Origin of the sequence: Phycicoccus sp. (genome assembly GCF_035325325.1) — a bacterium.
Taxonomy (GTDB): Bacteria; Actinomycetota; Actinomycetes; order Actinomycetales; family Dermatophilaceae; genus Phycicoccus.
Genome location: NZ_DAOLAC010000004.1, coordinates 102,109 through 116,177 on the forward strand (window position 1 = coordinate 102,109; position 14,069 = coordinate 116,177).

The 14,069-nt window shown below is 74.9% G+C and carries 14 protein-coding genes; 6 read left to right on the forward strand and 8 right to left on the reverse strand.

Features of this window, described 5'->3' with window-relative positions:
• Window positions 1-95: 95 nt before the first annotated feature.
• From PKA89_RS04650 to PKA89_RS04660, 3 genes are all read left to right on the forward strand, one after another.
• On the forward strand, window positions 96-1,250 hold the full coding sequence (locus PKA89_RS04650; protein ID WP_324417048.1) for a PfkB family carbohydrate kinase: 1,155 nt from the start codon (window positions 96-98) through the stop codon (window positions 1,248-1,250).
• A gap of 450 nt (window positions 1,251-1,700) precedes the next feature.
• Window positions 1,701-3,368 carry an ABC-F family ATP-binding cassette domain-containing protein gene (locus tag PKA89_RS04655; RefSeq protein ID WP_324417050.1) on the forward strand — a complete coding sequence of 556 codons (1,668 nt, stop codon included), beginning with the start codon at window positions 1,701-1,703 and terminating at the stop codon, window positions 3,366-3,368.
• Window positions 3,365-3,901: a metallophosphoesterase gene (locus PKA89_RS04660; RefSeq protein ID WP_324417052.1), complete on the forward strand. Its 537-nt coding sequence runs from the start codon at window positions 3,365-3,367 to the stop codon at window positions 3,899-3,901. Before PKA89_RS04655 ends, PKA89_RS04660 begins: the two co-directional genes overlap by 4 nt.
• Here PKA89_RS04660 and PKA89_RS04665 read toward each other — a convergent pair.
• Together PKA89_RS04665 and PKA89_RS04670 are read right to left on the reverse strand one after the other, a co-directional pair.
• Window positions 3,871-4,500, reverse strand: a complete 630-nt coding sequence (locus PKA89_RS04665; protein WP_324417054.1) for a peroxiredoxin — start codon at window positions 4,498-4,500, stop codon at window positions 3,871-3,873. The genes PKA89_RS04660 and PKA89_RS04665 overlap by 31 nt on opposite strands.
• A gap of 35 nt (window positions 4,501-4,535) precedes the next feature.
• Window positions 4,536-5,579: a WYL domain-containing protein gene (locus PKA89_RS04670; protein ID WP_324417056.1), complete on the reverse strand. Its 1,044-nt coding sequence runs from the start codon at window positions 5,577-5,579 to the stop codon at window positions 4,536-4,538.
• Window positions 5,580-5,635: 56 nt separating this feature from the next.
• On the opposite strand from PKA89_RS04670, the gene PKA89_RS04675 reads away from it, so the two are divergent.
• Window positions 5,636-6,211, forward strand: coding sequence for a dienelactone hydrolase family protein (locus PKA89_RS04675; RefSeq protein WP_324417058.1), 576 nt, complete (start codon window positions 5,636-5,638; stop codon window positions 6,209-6,211).
• Window positions 6,208-6,780, forward strand: a complete 573-nt coding sequence (locus PKA89_RS04680) for a DUF664 domain-containing protein (protein ID WP_324417060.1) — start codon at window positions 6,208-6,210, stop codon at window positions 6,778-6,780. The genes PKA89_RS04675 and PKA89_RS04680 overlap by 4 nt, the downstream gene beginning before the upstream one ends.
• Window positions 6,781-6,836: 56 nt before the next feature.
• Here PKA89_RS04680 and PKA89_RS04685 read toward each other — a convergent pair whose 3' ends face one another.
• The 5 genes from PKA89_RS04685 to PKA89_RS04705 all read right to left on the reverse strand — a co-directional run bounded on the left by PKA89_RS04685 (window position 6,837) and on the right by PKA89_RS04705 (window position 12,546).
• Window positions 6,837-8,054, reverse strand: a complete 1,218-nt coding sequence (locus PKA89_RS04685) for an ATP-binding protein (protein WP_324417062.1) — start codon at window positions 8,052-8,054, stop codon at window positions 6,837-6,839.
• A gap of 492 nt (window positions 8,055-8,546) precedes the next feature.
• The gene (locus PKA89_RS04690) at window positions 8,547-8,891 is read right to left on the reverse strand and encodes a rhodanese-like domain-containing protein (RefSeq protein WP_324417064.1); all 345 of its coding nucleotides are present in this window, start codon (window positions 8,889-8,891) and stop codon (window positions 8,547-8,549) included.
• A 325-nt stretch (window positions 8,892-9,216) separates the two neighbouring features.
• A complete protein-coding gene (locus PKA89_RS04695) occupies window positions 9,217-10,077 on the reverse strand; it encodes a DNA-formamidopyrimidine glycosylase family protein (RefSeq protein WP_324417066.1) in 861 nt (286 codons plus the stop codon).
• A gap of 520 nt (window positions 10,078-10,597) precedes the next feature.
• Window positions 10,598-11,749, reverse strand: a complete 1,152-nt coding sequence (locus tag PKA89_RS04700) for a phosphatase domain-containing protein (RefSeq protein ID WP_324417068.1) — start codon at window positions 11,747-11,749, stop codon at window positions 10,598-10,600.
• A 23-nt stretch (window positions 11,750-11,772) separates the two neighbouring features.
• Window positions 11,773-12,546 carry a GAF and ANTAR domain-containing protein gene (locus PKA89_RS04705; protein ID WP_324417070.1) on the reverse strand — a complete coding sequence of 258 codons (774 nt, stop codon included), beginning with the start codon at window positions 12,544-12,546 and terminating at the stop codon, window positions 11,773-11,775.
• A gap of 91 nt (window positions 12,547-12,637) precedes the next feature.
• Here PKA89_RS04705 and PKA89_RS04710 point away from each other — a divergent pair, with 91 nt between their 5' ends.
• A complete protein-coding gene (locus PKA89_RS04710; RefSeq protein ID WP_324417072.1) occupies window positions 12,638-13,405 on the forward strand; it encodes a fructosamine kinase family protein in 768 nt (255 codons plus the stop codon).
• A gap of 102 nt (window positions 13,406-13,507) precedes the next feature.
• Here the strand turns inward: PKA89_RS04710 and PKA89_RS04715 are convergent.
• Window positions 13,508-14,069 (reverse strand): LPXTG cell wall anchor domain-containing protein (locus PKA89_RS04715; protein WP_324417074.1); only part of this gene is annotated, 562 nt, incomplete at its 5' end.

Sequence of the window (14,069 nt, forward strand, 5' to 3'; positions counted from 1 at the left end):
CGCGGATGAACAATCCTGCGCGATTCGTGGTTGTCGAACCCGGCGATCGGGTGCATGCTGGCGACTCACCCGTTGACGTCCAAGGAGCCCGCGCCGTGCCCTCCCCGGCCTTCGACCCGCTCGCTGCGCTGCGCCGCGACGAGAGCCCGCCGGTCGACGTCTTCGTCTGGGGCACGGTCTTCCTCGACATCATCATGACCGGCCTCGAGGCCCTCCCCGACGGTGGCCAGGAGGTGTGGGCCAGCGGCATGGGCTCGTGCCCCGGCGGCATCGCCAACCTCGCCGTTGCCGCGCGCCGGCTCGGCCTGCGCACCTCGCTCGCCGCCGCCTTCGGGGACGACGCCTACGGCGACTTCTGCTGGGAGACCCTGGCCGACGAGGAGGGGGTCGACCTCAGCCGCTCCCGCCGCTTCGAGGGGTGGCACTCGCCCGTGACGGTGTCGATGGCCGTCGCCCGCGACCGCGGCATGGTCAGCCACGGCCACCCGCCACCCCTCGGGGCCACCGAGCTCATCGGGGAGCCGCCGCGCAGCCGGGCCGTGATGGCCGAGCTCGCCCCCGACCGCCGCCTCGTCGGCGACGAGGACCCGACGTGGGTCGAGAAGGCCCGGGCCACCGGGGCGCTCGTCTTCGCCGACGTCGGCTGGGACCCCAGCGGCACCTGGCCCCGCGACGTCCTCGACCAGCTGGCCGTCTGTGACGCGTTCCTCCCCAACGCGACCGAGGCGATGGCCTACACCCGCACCCGCACCCCGAACGAGGCGCTCTACGCGCTCGCCGACCTCGTCCCGCTCGCCGTCGTCACCAACGGCGAGGACGGTGCCCTGGCCATCGACTCGCGCACCGGCGAGGAGGCGGTCGTGCCGGCGCTGCGGGTCGACGCCCTCGACCCCACCGGGGCCGGTGACGTCTTCGGCGCCGCCGTCGTCCTCGGCACCCTCGCCGGATGGCCTCTCGTGCAGCGCATCTCGTTCGCCTCGCTCTGCTCCGCCCTCGCTGTCCAGCAGTTCGGCGGGTCACTCGCCGCACCGGGCTGGGGCGACATCGCGGACTGGTGGCACCACCTGCGCGACGGTGCCGACGCCGACAGCTACCACCGCTCCGTCCGCCGCCGCTACGCGTTCCTCGACGACCTCGTCACGGACGTCCCCGTCGGGGCGGGGCGCCGCGCCACCGCCACCATCGCCCGCCACGTCGACGTCGAGGGCTACCCGCGCGACGCCGCCCTTGACCGAGGAGCCCCTGCCTGACCGGTCGCCCCACCACCCGCCTGCTCGCCGCCGGAGGGCTCGGCGCCCTCGCGCTCGCCGCCTGCACCCCGGGGTCGACCAGCGGCGGCGGCTCGAGCAGCGCGCCGTCCGGCATGCACCTCGATGGGTGACGTCATCGCCGGGATGCTCGAGGGCGCCGTCCGGGAGCAGTCGTCGCGACCCCGGCCGCTGGGCCCTCCCCTCCCTCCGGGTCTCGCGACATGCGGATGACCGGAGCGACCCTTCCGCATGTCGCGCGACCTGGAGCGCGCCCGCGGACCCGGACGCGGGGTCGGTGGCGTCCGGGCAGGCGCGCCGGCGCAATGCGGTTGCGGTGACCGCGGGGTGCCGAGGTAGCGTTGGCGGACCATGGAGAGCTGACCCCACGCCCCGCTCGCGCCCGAGGCCCCGCCCGGCGAGCACCCGCACCGCACCCCGCGTGGAGCCTCCGTGTCAGCACCCTCGCCCCTGCTCGTCCGCGACCTCGTCGTCTCCTTCGACGGCGCGCCCGTCCTCGACGGCGTCTCGCTCACCGTGTCCCCCGGCCACCGGATCGGGCTCGTCGGCGAGAACGGCTCCGGGAAGTCCACGCTGCTGGCCTGTGCCGCAGGGATGCTCGCCCCGACGTCGGGGTCGGTGAGCGCGCCGGCCGACATCGGGTACCTCCCGCAGGACTCCGGCCTCGATCCGTCCGCCACCGTCGGGGACGTGCTCAGGGATGCCCTGGCACCGCTGCATCGCCTCACCGCCGAGGTCGAACACCTCGCCGGCGAGCTCGCCGCCCGCCCCGGTGACGCGGCCACCTCCGCGGCGTACGACGACACCCTGTCCCGGGCGGTGGCCCGCGACGCGTGGGACGCGGCGCGTCGCGCCGAGGTGGCGGCCCACGCCCTCGGGCTGGAGCGCATCCCCGCTGCGCGACCGGTCGGGGCGATGAGCGGCGGCGAGCGCACCCGGCTGGCGCTCGCGGCCCTCCTCGTCCGCCGACCGGACGCGCTGCTCCTCGACGAGCCGACCAACCACCTCGACGACGCCGCGCTCGAGTTCCTCGAGGCCGAGCTCGTGGCGATGCCCGGTGCCGTCCTCGTGGCCAGCCACGACCGGGTCCTCCTCGAGCGGGTCTGCACCGGTGTCATCGACCTCGACCCCCGCCACCGCGGCACCGACGGCGTGGGCGGGGCGTCGTGGACCGGCTCCTTCGCCGACTACCGCGCGGCGAAGGCCGCGGCCCGGCGCCGGTGGGAGGAGCAGTGGCTCGAGGAACGCGAGCTCGTCGCCGACCTCCGTGAGCGCGCCGTCACCCGTGAGGGCGCAGTGGCGCACGGGCGTGGTCCGACCGACAACGACAAGTTCGTCCACGCGTTCAAGGGGTCCCGCGTGCAGACCGCCGCGCGCCGCCGGGCCCGGGACGCCGAGCGCCGGCTCGAGCGCATCGTCCGCGACCCCGTGCCACGGCCGCCCGCCCGGCTGCGGCTCGACGTCGACCTCGGCCCGGCCGGGACCTCGACCGCAGCCTCGGGCATCCGGGTCCGGGACCTCGACGTGCCGGGGCGGCTGCGGCTCGGCCGCCTCGACGTCGCCTCCGGCGAGCACCTCCTCGTCACCGGTCCCAACGGCTGCGGCAAGTCGACGCTGCTCGCGGCCCTCGCCGACGCCGGCCGGCACCGCGGTGTCGAGGTCGGTGGCCGGGTGGCCCTGCTGGCGCAGGACACCACCGTCGCGGAGCCCCGGCGCACGCCCCAGCAGCTCGTCGCGGAGAGGCAGGGCGTGCCGGAGGCGGAGGCGCGGAGCCTCCTCCTGCCGCTCGGGCTGGTCCACCCCCGCGACGTGGCCCGACCGGTGGGCGACCTCAGCCTGGGCCAGCAGCGGCGGCTGGCGCTGGCCCTCGTCGTGCTCACGCGCCCGGACGTCATCCTCCTCGACGAGCCGACCAACCACCTGTCGCTCACGCTCGTCGACGAGCTGGAGGACGCGGTCGACGCCTCCCCGGCGACGGTGGTCATCGCGTCGCACGACCGTTGGCTGCGGCGACGGTGGGGTGGACCGGAGCTGGCGCTCGGCCCGGCGCCGCGACGTGGCTCCTCGGGTGCCGCGGCCGCGTCTACGGTGGACCGATGAGCACCCGCGTCCTGCTCGTCAGCGACACCCATCTCCCGAAGCGCGCGAAGGACCTGCCGGCGCCCCTCTGGGCGGCCGTGGACGAGGCCGACCTCGTCGTGCACGCCGGCGACTGGGTCGACGTCGCGACGCTCGACGCGCTCGAGGCCCGCAGCGCCCGGCTGCTGGCCTGCTGGGGCAACAACGACGGTCCCGAGCTGCGGGCCCGGCTGCCGGAGGTCGCCCGCGCGACCGTCGAGGGGGTGCGGGTCGCCGTCGTGCACGAGACGGGGGCGAAGCAGCGTCGCGAGGAGCGGATGCGCACGGAGTACCCGGACGTCGACCTGCTCGTGTTCGGGCACAGCCACATCCCCTGGGATACCGCGCACGACGGCCTGCGGCTGCTCAACCCCGGCTCACCGACCGACCGCCGGCGCGAGCCGGACTTCACCTGGATGACGCTCCGGCTCGAGGCGGGCGGCATCCACGACGTGACGCTGCACCGCCTGGCGCCGCGCGGGGGTCAGGCGGGGGCGTCGGCGAAGCGCAGGTAGGGACGGACCTCGTCGACGTTCTCGAACCGCTCGCGGGCATCCTCGGTGGAGAGGGTGGGCGCGACGATGACGCGGTCGCCGGGGGTCCACTCGGCGGGCGTCGAGACCGGAGCGGCATCGGTCTGCTGGAGCGCGTCGAGAGCCCGCAGGATCTCGGTGAAGTTGCGCCCCACCGACTTCGGGTAGGTGATGGTCAACCGGACCTTGTCGCTCGGATCGACGATGAAGACCGAGCGGACGGTCGAGGTGTCGCCCTCGCCGGGGTGGATCATGTCGTAGGCCCGGGCGACCGCGCGGTCCTGGTCGGCGACGATCGGGAAGTCGACCTCGACCCCCGCGACGTCCGCGATGTCGGGCACCCACCGGCGGTGGTCCTCGAGGGAGTCGACGGAGACCGCGATCGGCTTCGCGTTGCGGGCGGCGAACTCGCCGGCCAGGGCGGCGGTCCGGCCGAGCTCGGTCGTGCACACCGGGGTGAAGTCCGCCGGGTGGCTGAAGAGGACGGCCCAGGCGCCGGCCTTCCAGTCGTGGAACGAGATGGGGCCGGCGGTGGTGTCGGCGGTGAAGTCCGGGGCGGTGTCGCCGAGGTGGAGGGACATCGATAACTCCTCGAGTGCTCAGGTATCACTCGACGTTATTGCATGGTGCGCCCCGCCGTCGCACCGCCCGCACTCCGGACACCCCCGACGTCGCCGGCGCCGCGCCCCGGGATGTCGTCCGCCGACGGTCTGCGGGTCGCGGCGGCCAGGTGGGCCGCGAGGGCCGCCACCGCGGTGCGGAGGTCGGGGCCCCCGACCACGGTGAAGGGCACCAGGATCCGCGCAAGGTCCTCGGCATACCCGCGCGGGTTGCTCGTCGTCCCGACGAGGCGGGTGCGCCCCTCGTCGGCGGCCTCCAGCCGGCCCATGGTGCGGGGCAGCCAGGCCACCTCGGCGAGCGGTGCCTCGATGAGGACCTCGGTCGGGTGCTCCCACCCGGCGGCGAGGTGCTCCTCGAGCGAGCCGACGGGGTCGAGGTCGTCGGGCAGCCGGAAGGTGCGGTCCAACGGCTCGACCCGGTGGATCCGGTCGACGCGGTAGGTGCGGACCGTGCCCGAGCGCACCGACCGGCACAGGAGGTACCAGCGGCCGTGCCGCACGACGACGGCCCACGGCTCGACCTCGGTCGTGAACTCGCGGCCGTTCTCGGAGCGGTACAGCACGGCGACGCACCGGTTCTCGCTGCGGGCCCGGACGAGGTCGACGGTCGTCGCGGGGTCGGGACGGGCGGCGCCTCGGTCGGGGGCGGCGGCCGTGCTGCGCCGCACGACGTCGGCCTGGTCCGCGACGTGCTGTGGCATCGCCCGGAGCAGCTTGGCCACCGCGGCGCCGACGGGGTCGTCGGGGTCGGCCGCGGGGTGGTGGCCGTCGAGCACCGCCATCACCAGCCCGAGCGCCTCGGCCGAGCTGAACACGAGCGGAGGGAGGCGGGTGCCGCGGCCGAGCCGGTACCCGCCGGCCGGCCCCCGGGTGGACTCGACGGGGATCTCGGCGTCCCGGAGGATGCCGACGTAGCGGCGGATCGCCCTCGCGGACACCCCCAGCCGCTCGGCCAGCCGCTCCGCGGTGATGCCGGGCTGGTCCTGGATGGCCTCCATCGTGATGAGGGCCCGCGCCGCGGGGCTGGTGTCGGGTCGCACGGGGTCGATCCTCGTCCCGGACGCGTTCCGTCCGCAACCGCCCCTACGGTCGGTCCATGACCGAGATCCTGCTCCTCCACCACATCCAGGGCCTGACCGAGGGCGTCGTCACACTCGCCGACTCCTTCCGGGCGGTGGGCCACACCGTGCACACCCCGGACCTCTTCGAGGGGCGGACCTTCGGGTCGATCGACGAGGGCGCCGAGTACGTCGGCTCGGTCGGCTGGGACGTCATGCGTGGGCGCGGTGTCGCGGCGGCCGACGGACTCCCGGACGGCCTCGTCGTCGCCGGCATCTCACTCGGGGTGATGGCCGCGCAGCAGCTCGCCCAGAACCGCCCGGGGGTCGCCGGCGCCCTCCTCTACGAGGCCTTCGCCGACCCGTCGAACTTCGGCTCGTGGCCCGCGGGCCTCCCGGTGCAGGTGCACGGGATGGCCGACGACCCGTTCTTCGGGAAGGAGGGCGACCTCGACGCCGCCCGCGAGTTCGTCGACGGGCGGACCGGCGCAGAGCTGTTCGTCTACCCGGGCAACGTCCACCTGTTCGTCGACCGCTCGCTCCCCTCGTACGACGCGGAGGCGACGCGGCTCGTCGTCGAGCGCTCCCTCGCGATGCTCGAGCGCCTGCCGTGAGCAGCACCGCGCCCGTCCCCCCGCCGTGGGAGCCCCCGCTCGCCGGGACGGAGGAGGAGCAGCTGCTCGGTGCCCTCGACCGCCAGCGCGCCACCTTCCGGTGGAAGGTCGACGGCCTCGATGCGGAGGGCCTCGCCGCAGGCATCCCGTCGTCCCGGCTGACCCTCGGCGGCCTCCTCAAGCACCTCGCCGTCGTGGAGGACTTCCACTCGACGGAGAAGCTCTCCGGCACGCCGATGCCCGCCGTGTGGGACGACAACGGGTGGGCTGACGACGACTCGTGGGAGTTCACCTCTGCGGCGTCCGACGAGCCCGCGAAGCTCTACGCGCTGTACGACGGGGCGGTCGAGCGCCACCGCGCCCTCGTGCGGGAGGCCCTCGACGAGCGCGGTCTCGACGGGGAGGCACACGTCTCGATGCCCGACGGCCGGCACGCGAGCATCCGGCGCCTGCTCCTCGACCTGCTCGAGGAGTACGGCCGGCACACCGGCCACGCCGACCTGCTCCGCGAGGCGGTCGACGGGCGGGTCGGCGAGGACCCGCCCGACGACTGGCGTCCGGCTCGGTGACGCTCCCGGTGGCCGGGCGAGGTCCGGGATCGCTCCCGCCGACACTCCGCTGGCGCTCAAGCGTTCTCGCGCAGGTAGCGCCCGAAGTGCGGCACGGTGAAGGCGATGAGCCCACGCTCCCCCGAGTAGATGAGGCCCTTCTTGAGCAGGGCGTCGCGGGCCGGCGACAGCGACTGCGGTTTGCGACCCAGGTGGGCGGCCACCTCGGCGGTCGGCACGGCGTCGGCGTCGTCGGTGCCCCCGGCCGCGGCCGCCACCTCGGCCATGGCCCGGAGGTACTCGCGTTCGCCGGGCGTCGCCCGCTCGTACCGGGAGCCGAAGAAGCCGACGGCCAGCTCGGCCTCGGCCTCCGGGGATGCCACCTCCACGTCGACGGCGGTGATCGGCGATCCGGGGGCTCTGTCCCACACGGCCTTTCCGTACGCCTGGATGAAGTACGGGTAGCCGCCGGTGGCCGCGTACATGGCGGTCAGGGCGTCGGGCTCGAACGTGGCCCCCTCCTCGGCGGCCGGCCGGACGAGAGCGGCATCGGCGGCCGCACGGTCGAGCCGGTCGATGCGCGAGTAGCGGAAGAGCCTCTCCGAGTATGACTTCGACGCGGAGAGCACCGCCGGGAGGTGCGGCAGACCGGCTCCGACGACGATGAGAGGCAGCCCGGTCTGGCTGATCTCGTGGGCCGCGGCACACAGGGCGGAGACGTCGTCGGGCTCGAGGTCCTGCATCTCGTCGATGAACACCGCGATGCCGCGACCGGTGTCCGCGGCCATCCCCCCGAGGTCGGCGAGCAGCTCGACGAGGTCGATCTCGATGTCGCCGGAGTCCGCGCGGCCGGCGACGGCCGGCGCGGTGATGCCCGGGTTCCACCGGTCGCGCAGCCTCGGGGCGGACCGGCCGCGCCCAGAGGCCCCGACCGGCTCGCGCTGGGCGAAGGAGCGGATGACGCCGAGCGCGTGGTCGCCTGCGCCGCCGGCCGGCCCGAGCTCGCGCACCGCCTGGTGCAGGGCACTCGACAGCGGCCGGCGGAGCGACTGGTCCGGGCGCGCCTCGAGCTTGCCCGTCCCCCATCCGGCCCGGACCGCGGCGGAGCGCAGGGCGTTGAGGAGGACGGTCTTGCCGACGCCGCGCAGCCCGGTGAGCACGACCGACCGCTCCGGCCGGCCGCGGGCCACCCGCTCGAGGACGACGTCGAACGCGTCGAGCTGCTCGTCGCGCCCGGCGAGCTCGGGGGGTCGCTGGCCGGCGCCGGGGGCGTACGGGTTCCGGATCGGGTCCACGATCGGAGGGTATGCGCTTCTCTAGCGTCCGTCCGATACATCCTGAGAGAGGCCGAGCGTGTCGCCGTCCCGGATGCCGCGCCCCCGCTGTGCCCGACTCATTGCGGATCTCCCACCTCCACGAGCCCCGGACGGGGCCCCGGCCGTGGGTGATTCGCAAGAAGTCGGGACGGGCGGGTCGAGGGCACTCTGCCGGTGTCTAGGAGCGGCCTTAGACGCGGCCATACAGACGCATCGACAACGGCGCTGTGACGGCCCGGATGCGACGGCCCGGATGCGACGGCCCGGATGCGACGGTCCGGATGCGACGGTCCGGATCGGAGCCGCCCGGTCAGGTCGTCGGTCGAGGTCGCCGACCAGGTCTCGCGACATGCGGACGGACGCGCGCGATCCTCCGCATGTCGCGGGACCTGAGGAGAGGAAGGGGGCCGGCGCACCTCCGCGGGCTGGCCGGGTCACCTCGACGCGACGGCCCTGGTCAGAGGCCCCGGGTCACGGAACCTGGGGTTCGCCGTGCGTCGCCTTCATCGGCCGGCCCGCGGCGTGCCAGGCGCGCATCCCGCCCTCGAGGTTGGCCACCTCGTAGCCGTTCTGCGCGAGCCACGGCAGCACTCGCTGGACGCGTCCGCCCGAGCGGCAGGTGACGACGAGGGGGTCGTCGCGGTCGAGGAACGGCGCGAGCTCGTCGAGGCGCTGGGGCAGCTCGGCCATCGGGATGTGCACGGCGTTCGGCGCGTGCCCGCGGTCCCACTCGTCCTGCTCGCGGATGTCGAGGACGGTGGCGTCGTCGGGCAGGGCCGAGACCGGGACGTCGGGGAACCTGGCGAAGTCGTCCATCGGGCCAGCATGACAAACCCCGGCCCCGGACCCGGCCTCGCGTGCGAACGCGGTTGCGGTGACCACCGGGTCCCGGCCCTTCGGGGAAGCTCCAGGTCTCGCGACATGCGGACGAACGGTCGCTGTCATCCGCATGTCGCGAGACCTGGAGCCACTGACGGCCGAGCACCGGGCACCGGGCACCGACCAGCGACCGCCGAGCACCCGCCCCGCCCCTTCACCGACGTCCCCGCCTGCTCACCCTCCCGGGGCTCGTCGGCGAGCTGCGGCGCTCCCTCCTCGACCCCGACCAGGGGGCACCGACCGCGACTGCTGACCTCGGGGTCTACTTGAGGAACTTGCTCGTGCGCCGGTCGGCGAGCGGCTTGCCGCCGGTCTGGCAGGTCGCGCAGTACTGGAGCGAGGAGTCGGCGAACGACACCTCGCGCACGACGTCGCCGCACTCGGGGCAGACCTCGCCGGTGCGGCCGTGGACGCGCATCCCGGCGCGCTTGGCGTCCTTCAGCTCCTTGGCCGGCTTGCCCGACGCAGTCGCGACGGCCTGGGCCAGCGTCTCGCGCAGCGCCGTGTACAGCCGCGTCACCTGGTCGGGGTCGAGCGTCGCGGCGAGGGCGAACGGCGACAGCTTCGCCACGTGCAGCACCTCGTCGGAGTACGCGTTGCCGACCCCGGCGATGATCGACTGGTCGCGCAGCAGCCCCTTCACCTGCATCCGGTGCGCGGCGAGGATGCCCGCGAACACCTCCTCGGTGAAGTCGTCGGCCAGCGGGTCCGGGCCGAGGGAGGCGATGCCCGGCACATCGGCGACCCGGTTGACGACGTACGCCGCCAGCCGCTTCTGGGTGCCGGCCTCGGTGAGGTCGAAGCCCGACGCGTCGTCGAAGCGCACGCGCAGCGCGATCGGCGACTTGCCCGGCCGCAGCACGGTCGAGGGCATCGCGTCGGACCAGCGCAGCCACCCGGCCCGCGCCAGGTGGAAGACGAGGTGGATGCCGCCGCAGTCGAGGTCGAGGAACTTGCCGTGTCGCGAGACGTCGTCGACGGGGGCGCCGACGAGCGCGTCCGGGGGCGGTGTGAAGGTCTTGAGGACGTGGAAGGAGCCGAGCTCGACGCCGGTGACGACGAGCCCGTCGGTGCGCTGACGGAGGAAGTCCGCCAGCGCCTGCACCTCGGGCAGCTCGGGCATGCTCGAGACGCTACCGAACGCCTCCGTCGGGCGGGAGGCGGTGAGCGAGCCGGGCGGCGCGGGTGGCGGTGAGCGAGCCGGGCGGGAGGCGGTGAGCGAGCCGGGCGGCGCGGGTGCGGGTCATCCGCGAGGGACTCGGCGGCCCGCCTCGTCGTCGGCCTCGGATGGTCCCCGGGCCGGGACGGTGTGCTGCCCCCATCTCCGTGCCCGACGCACGCGATCCCTTGCCCGCCGCACGGTGTTCCTTGCACGTGGCAAGCGATCCCTTGCCACCCGCAAGGGATCGCTTGCCGCGCGCCAGGAGTTCGGGGGAGAGCACCATCCCAGCCGTCGCCGGCACGGCCTGACCACCCTCCCCGACTGCGTCGGCCACGCGGCCGCCAGGCCCAGCCCCCGGCCACGCGGCCGCCAGGCCCAGCCCCAGCCACGCGGCCGCCATCCCCAGCCCAGGCCCGGCGCAGTCGTGACCCGCCACCCCCGGCATCCGCCTTCGGCCACGTGGCCGACACCGACCGCCCCCTCAGCGCTCGTCCGGCCCCTCGAGGAGGTACTCCGGTGGGTCGTCGGGGTCGGTGACGACGCTCGACGCGTGCTCACGCAGCGTGCGACGGGGCACGCCCTCGTCCCACAGCGCACGCACCCGTCGCAGCAGCTCGTACCCGTCGGGACCGCGCACCACCGGCACCTCGAGCCGCTCGGTCGGGGCCGGGGCGATGTCGTCGGTGGCCACCGGGATGACGTGCGACAGCACCTGCTGGCCGGCGGTCAGCTCCCGGATGGCGATGCCGCGCACGCGGTCCGGGCGGGCGGCGGCGAAGTCCGTGTACAACCGCGGGTCGTGCTGGCCGTCGTCGCCGACGAGGAGCCACCGCACGTTCGGCAGCTCGCGGGCCAGCCGGTGCAGCTGGGCGCGCTTGTGCTCCTGCCCGGAGCGGAACCAGCCGGTGTTCGTCGGGCCCCAGTCGGTGAGCAGCATCGGACCGGACGGGTACCCGCTGCGTCGGAGGAAGCGGGTCAGCTGCGGGGCCGTGTTCCAGGCACCGGTCGAGAGGTACACGACCGGTGCCTCGGGGTGCGCGGCCAACAGCTCGCGGTACATCGTGGCCATCCCCGCGACCGGCCGGCGGGCCCCCTCCGAGCGCAGGAAGGTGTTCCACGCGGCGATCATCGGCCGGGGCAGCGACGTCGAGAGCACCGTGTCGTCGATGTCGGAGATGATCCCGTGGGTCACCTGGGCACCGACGACGAGGACCGGCACGTCGATGGTCTCCGCGCGCGGGGAGGACAGGTAGACCACGTGCCAGCCGGGGGACATCCCGTGGCCGCGGATCACGAGGTCGACGAAGCCCCCGCGGTCGGTCCGGGTGGTCACGAGCCGCCCGTTGACCCGGATCGTCACCGGCTCCTCCATCGCCGGCGTCGCGACGAACGCCCGCCAGCCACGGGTCTCGTCCTCGACGGCCCGCAGCCGCGCGGCGTACGTCTGCTCGGTCGGCTCGCCCTCCGGGCGCCCACGGGTGTGGATGACCCGGCCGAACACCCGCAGCTGGGTCGAGCTGCCGTACCCGGTGGAGGGGACGATGCGCGTCACCCAGCCGCGCGCCTGGAGGAACCTCGCCTTGCGGGAGGTGTAGGCGTCCTCGAGGAGGGCCGCGGCGTGGGGTCGCGCCATGGACCGACTCTAGGACACCGGGATCAGGCGTCCGGCCCGGCCAGCCCGGTGGTGCCGCCGACGACCCCCGTGACCACCTGCTGGGCCAGGACCCGCACCTTGACGTTGCGGTCCTGCGAGGTGCGGCGGAGGATCTCGAACGCGTCGTGCTCGGGCACCCCGCGCATGGCCATGATGACGCCCTTGGCCTGCTCGATGACGGCCCGGCTGGCCATCGCCTGCTCGAGCTGGCCGGCGAGGCGGCGCATCCCGTCGAGCGCCGTGACGGCGACGACGGCATCGGCGCACCGGCTCGCGGCGACCCGGACGACGGCGGCGTCGAGCGCGTCGAAGGCCTCGGTCTCCCACGCGTAGAGGTTGAGCGCGCCGACGCACTCGTCGCCGCTGACCAGCGGGACGGCGTAGAGGCTGCGCATCCCGTCCTGGCGGGAGACCTCGGCGAACCGGGGCCACCGGCCGTCGTCGCGGCACAGGTCGGGGACGTGCTGCTCGCGCCGGTCGCGGGCGGCGTCGAGGCACGGACCCTCGTCGAGCGCGTACTGGGCGGCGTCGATCTCGAGGGTCTGGACGGTCGTGTACGCGGCGGTGTGCGGCCGGTCGTTGCTGAGGATGGTGACGCCCACCTCGTCACAGCCCTCGACGTGGCGCCGCACGGCGTGGACGACCCGCTCGAGGTAGTCCGACAGTTCCTCCATCGACTCGAGCACGCCGCCGATCTCGGTGGTCAGGCGTTCGAGCAGCGCGGTCGGGTCGGTGAACTCGTCCTCCGGGGGCGGAGGAGTCAGCGTGTCCGTCATCAGGGGTCCTTCGAGGTCATGCGGGGTGCCGGTCCCAATGTAGTGCGGTGGCGCCGGACCCCGGGGCCATCGGGGTGCCACCATGGGCCGCATGCCGCGCCGGTACCGCAAGACCTCCGACGCCGCGCCCGACGGCTACTTCGCCTGGGAGGCGGCCGGACTGCGCTGGCTCGGGTCCGCCGGCGGCGCCGGGGTGGTCGACGTCCTCGACGTCGGCCCCACCCACCTCGAGCTACCGCTGCTGGAGTCCGCGCCGGCCGGGCCGGCCGAGGCCGAGGCCCTGGGCCGCGGCCTGGCGCGCACGCACGCAGCCGGCGCACCGGCGTACGGCAGTGCGCCGCAGGGGTGGACCGGCGACGGATGGCTCGGGCCGCTCAGCGAGCCGCTGCCGCTGCGCCTCGGCGCCTGGGACGCGTGGGGCGCGTTCTACGGCGAGGCCCGGGTGCTGCCACTGGCCCGGCTCGGCCGGGACCGCGGAACGTTCGACAGCGCGGCGGTGGCCGTCCTCGAACGCCTCGCCGCGACCCTCTCCGGGGGCGCCCACGACACCGCCGAGCCACCGGCCAGGCTGCACGGCGACCTGTGGTCCGGCAACGTCGTCTGGACCCGCACCGGCGCCGTCCTCATCGACCCCGCGGCCCACGGCGGGCACCGCGAGGCCGACCTCGCGATGCTCGCCCTCTTCGGCGCCCCCTGCCTGGACCGGCTCGTCGCCGCGTACCAGGAGGAGAGTCCGCTCGCCGACGGGTGGCGCGACCGCGTGCTGCTCCACCAGGTGCACCCGCTCCTCGTCCACGCCGTGCTCTTCGGCGGCTCCTACGTCCGGCAGGCCCTCGACGCCGCCGCGCGCTTCGCCTGAGCGGTACTCCCGTGGCGGACGACCTCGTCGTCCCGGCGTGCCGGGGCCGTCGAGGGACCGGGCCGGGCGCCGCAGGAGTGCGCCCGGCCCGGTCGCCCTGGGTCACGCCGTGGCCGTCGCCGCCATCGGGCGCCGCCGGGTCACGAGGACCAGCGCCGCACCCGCGAGGAGGAGGGCCGCGGCGAACGGCAGCAGCAGCTGCCCCTCGAACCCGGTCTGCGCGAGCCGTCCCGACCCCTCCGCCGGGACGGCGTCGCTGACGACCGTGCCCACCGAGCCGACCGGAGCCTCCGGCGTACCGGGGGTCCCGGGCGTGCCCGGGGTGCCGGGGTCTCCCGGAGTGCCCGGCGTGCCGGTCGTCGAGCCGTCGGTCGTCGAGTCGCCGGCGACCGACACCGCGTTGCCGCCGATGGTCACCGGCACGTCGATCGGCAGACCGACCTCGTTCCCGCCGAGGACACCGCCCTCACCGGAGGTCGACGACCCGTCCGAGCCGCTCGACCCGCTCGCACCACCGGTCGTGGTCGCACCGCTCGAGGTCGAGTCACCGACCCCGCTCACCGCGTTCCCACCGGCCGTCACCGGCACGTCGATCGGCAGACCGACCTGGTTCCCGCCGAGGACACCGCCCTCACCGGAGGTCGACGACCCGTCCGAGCCGCTC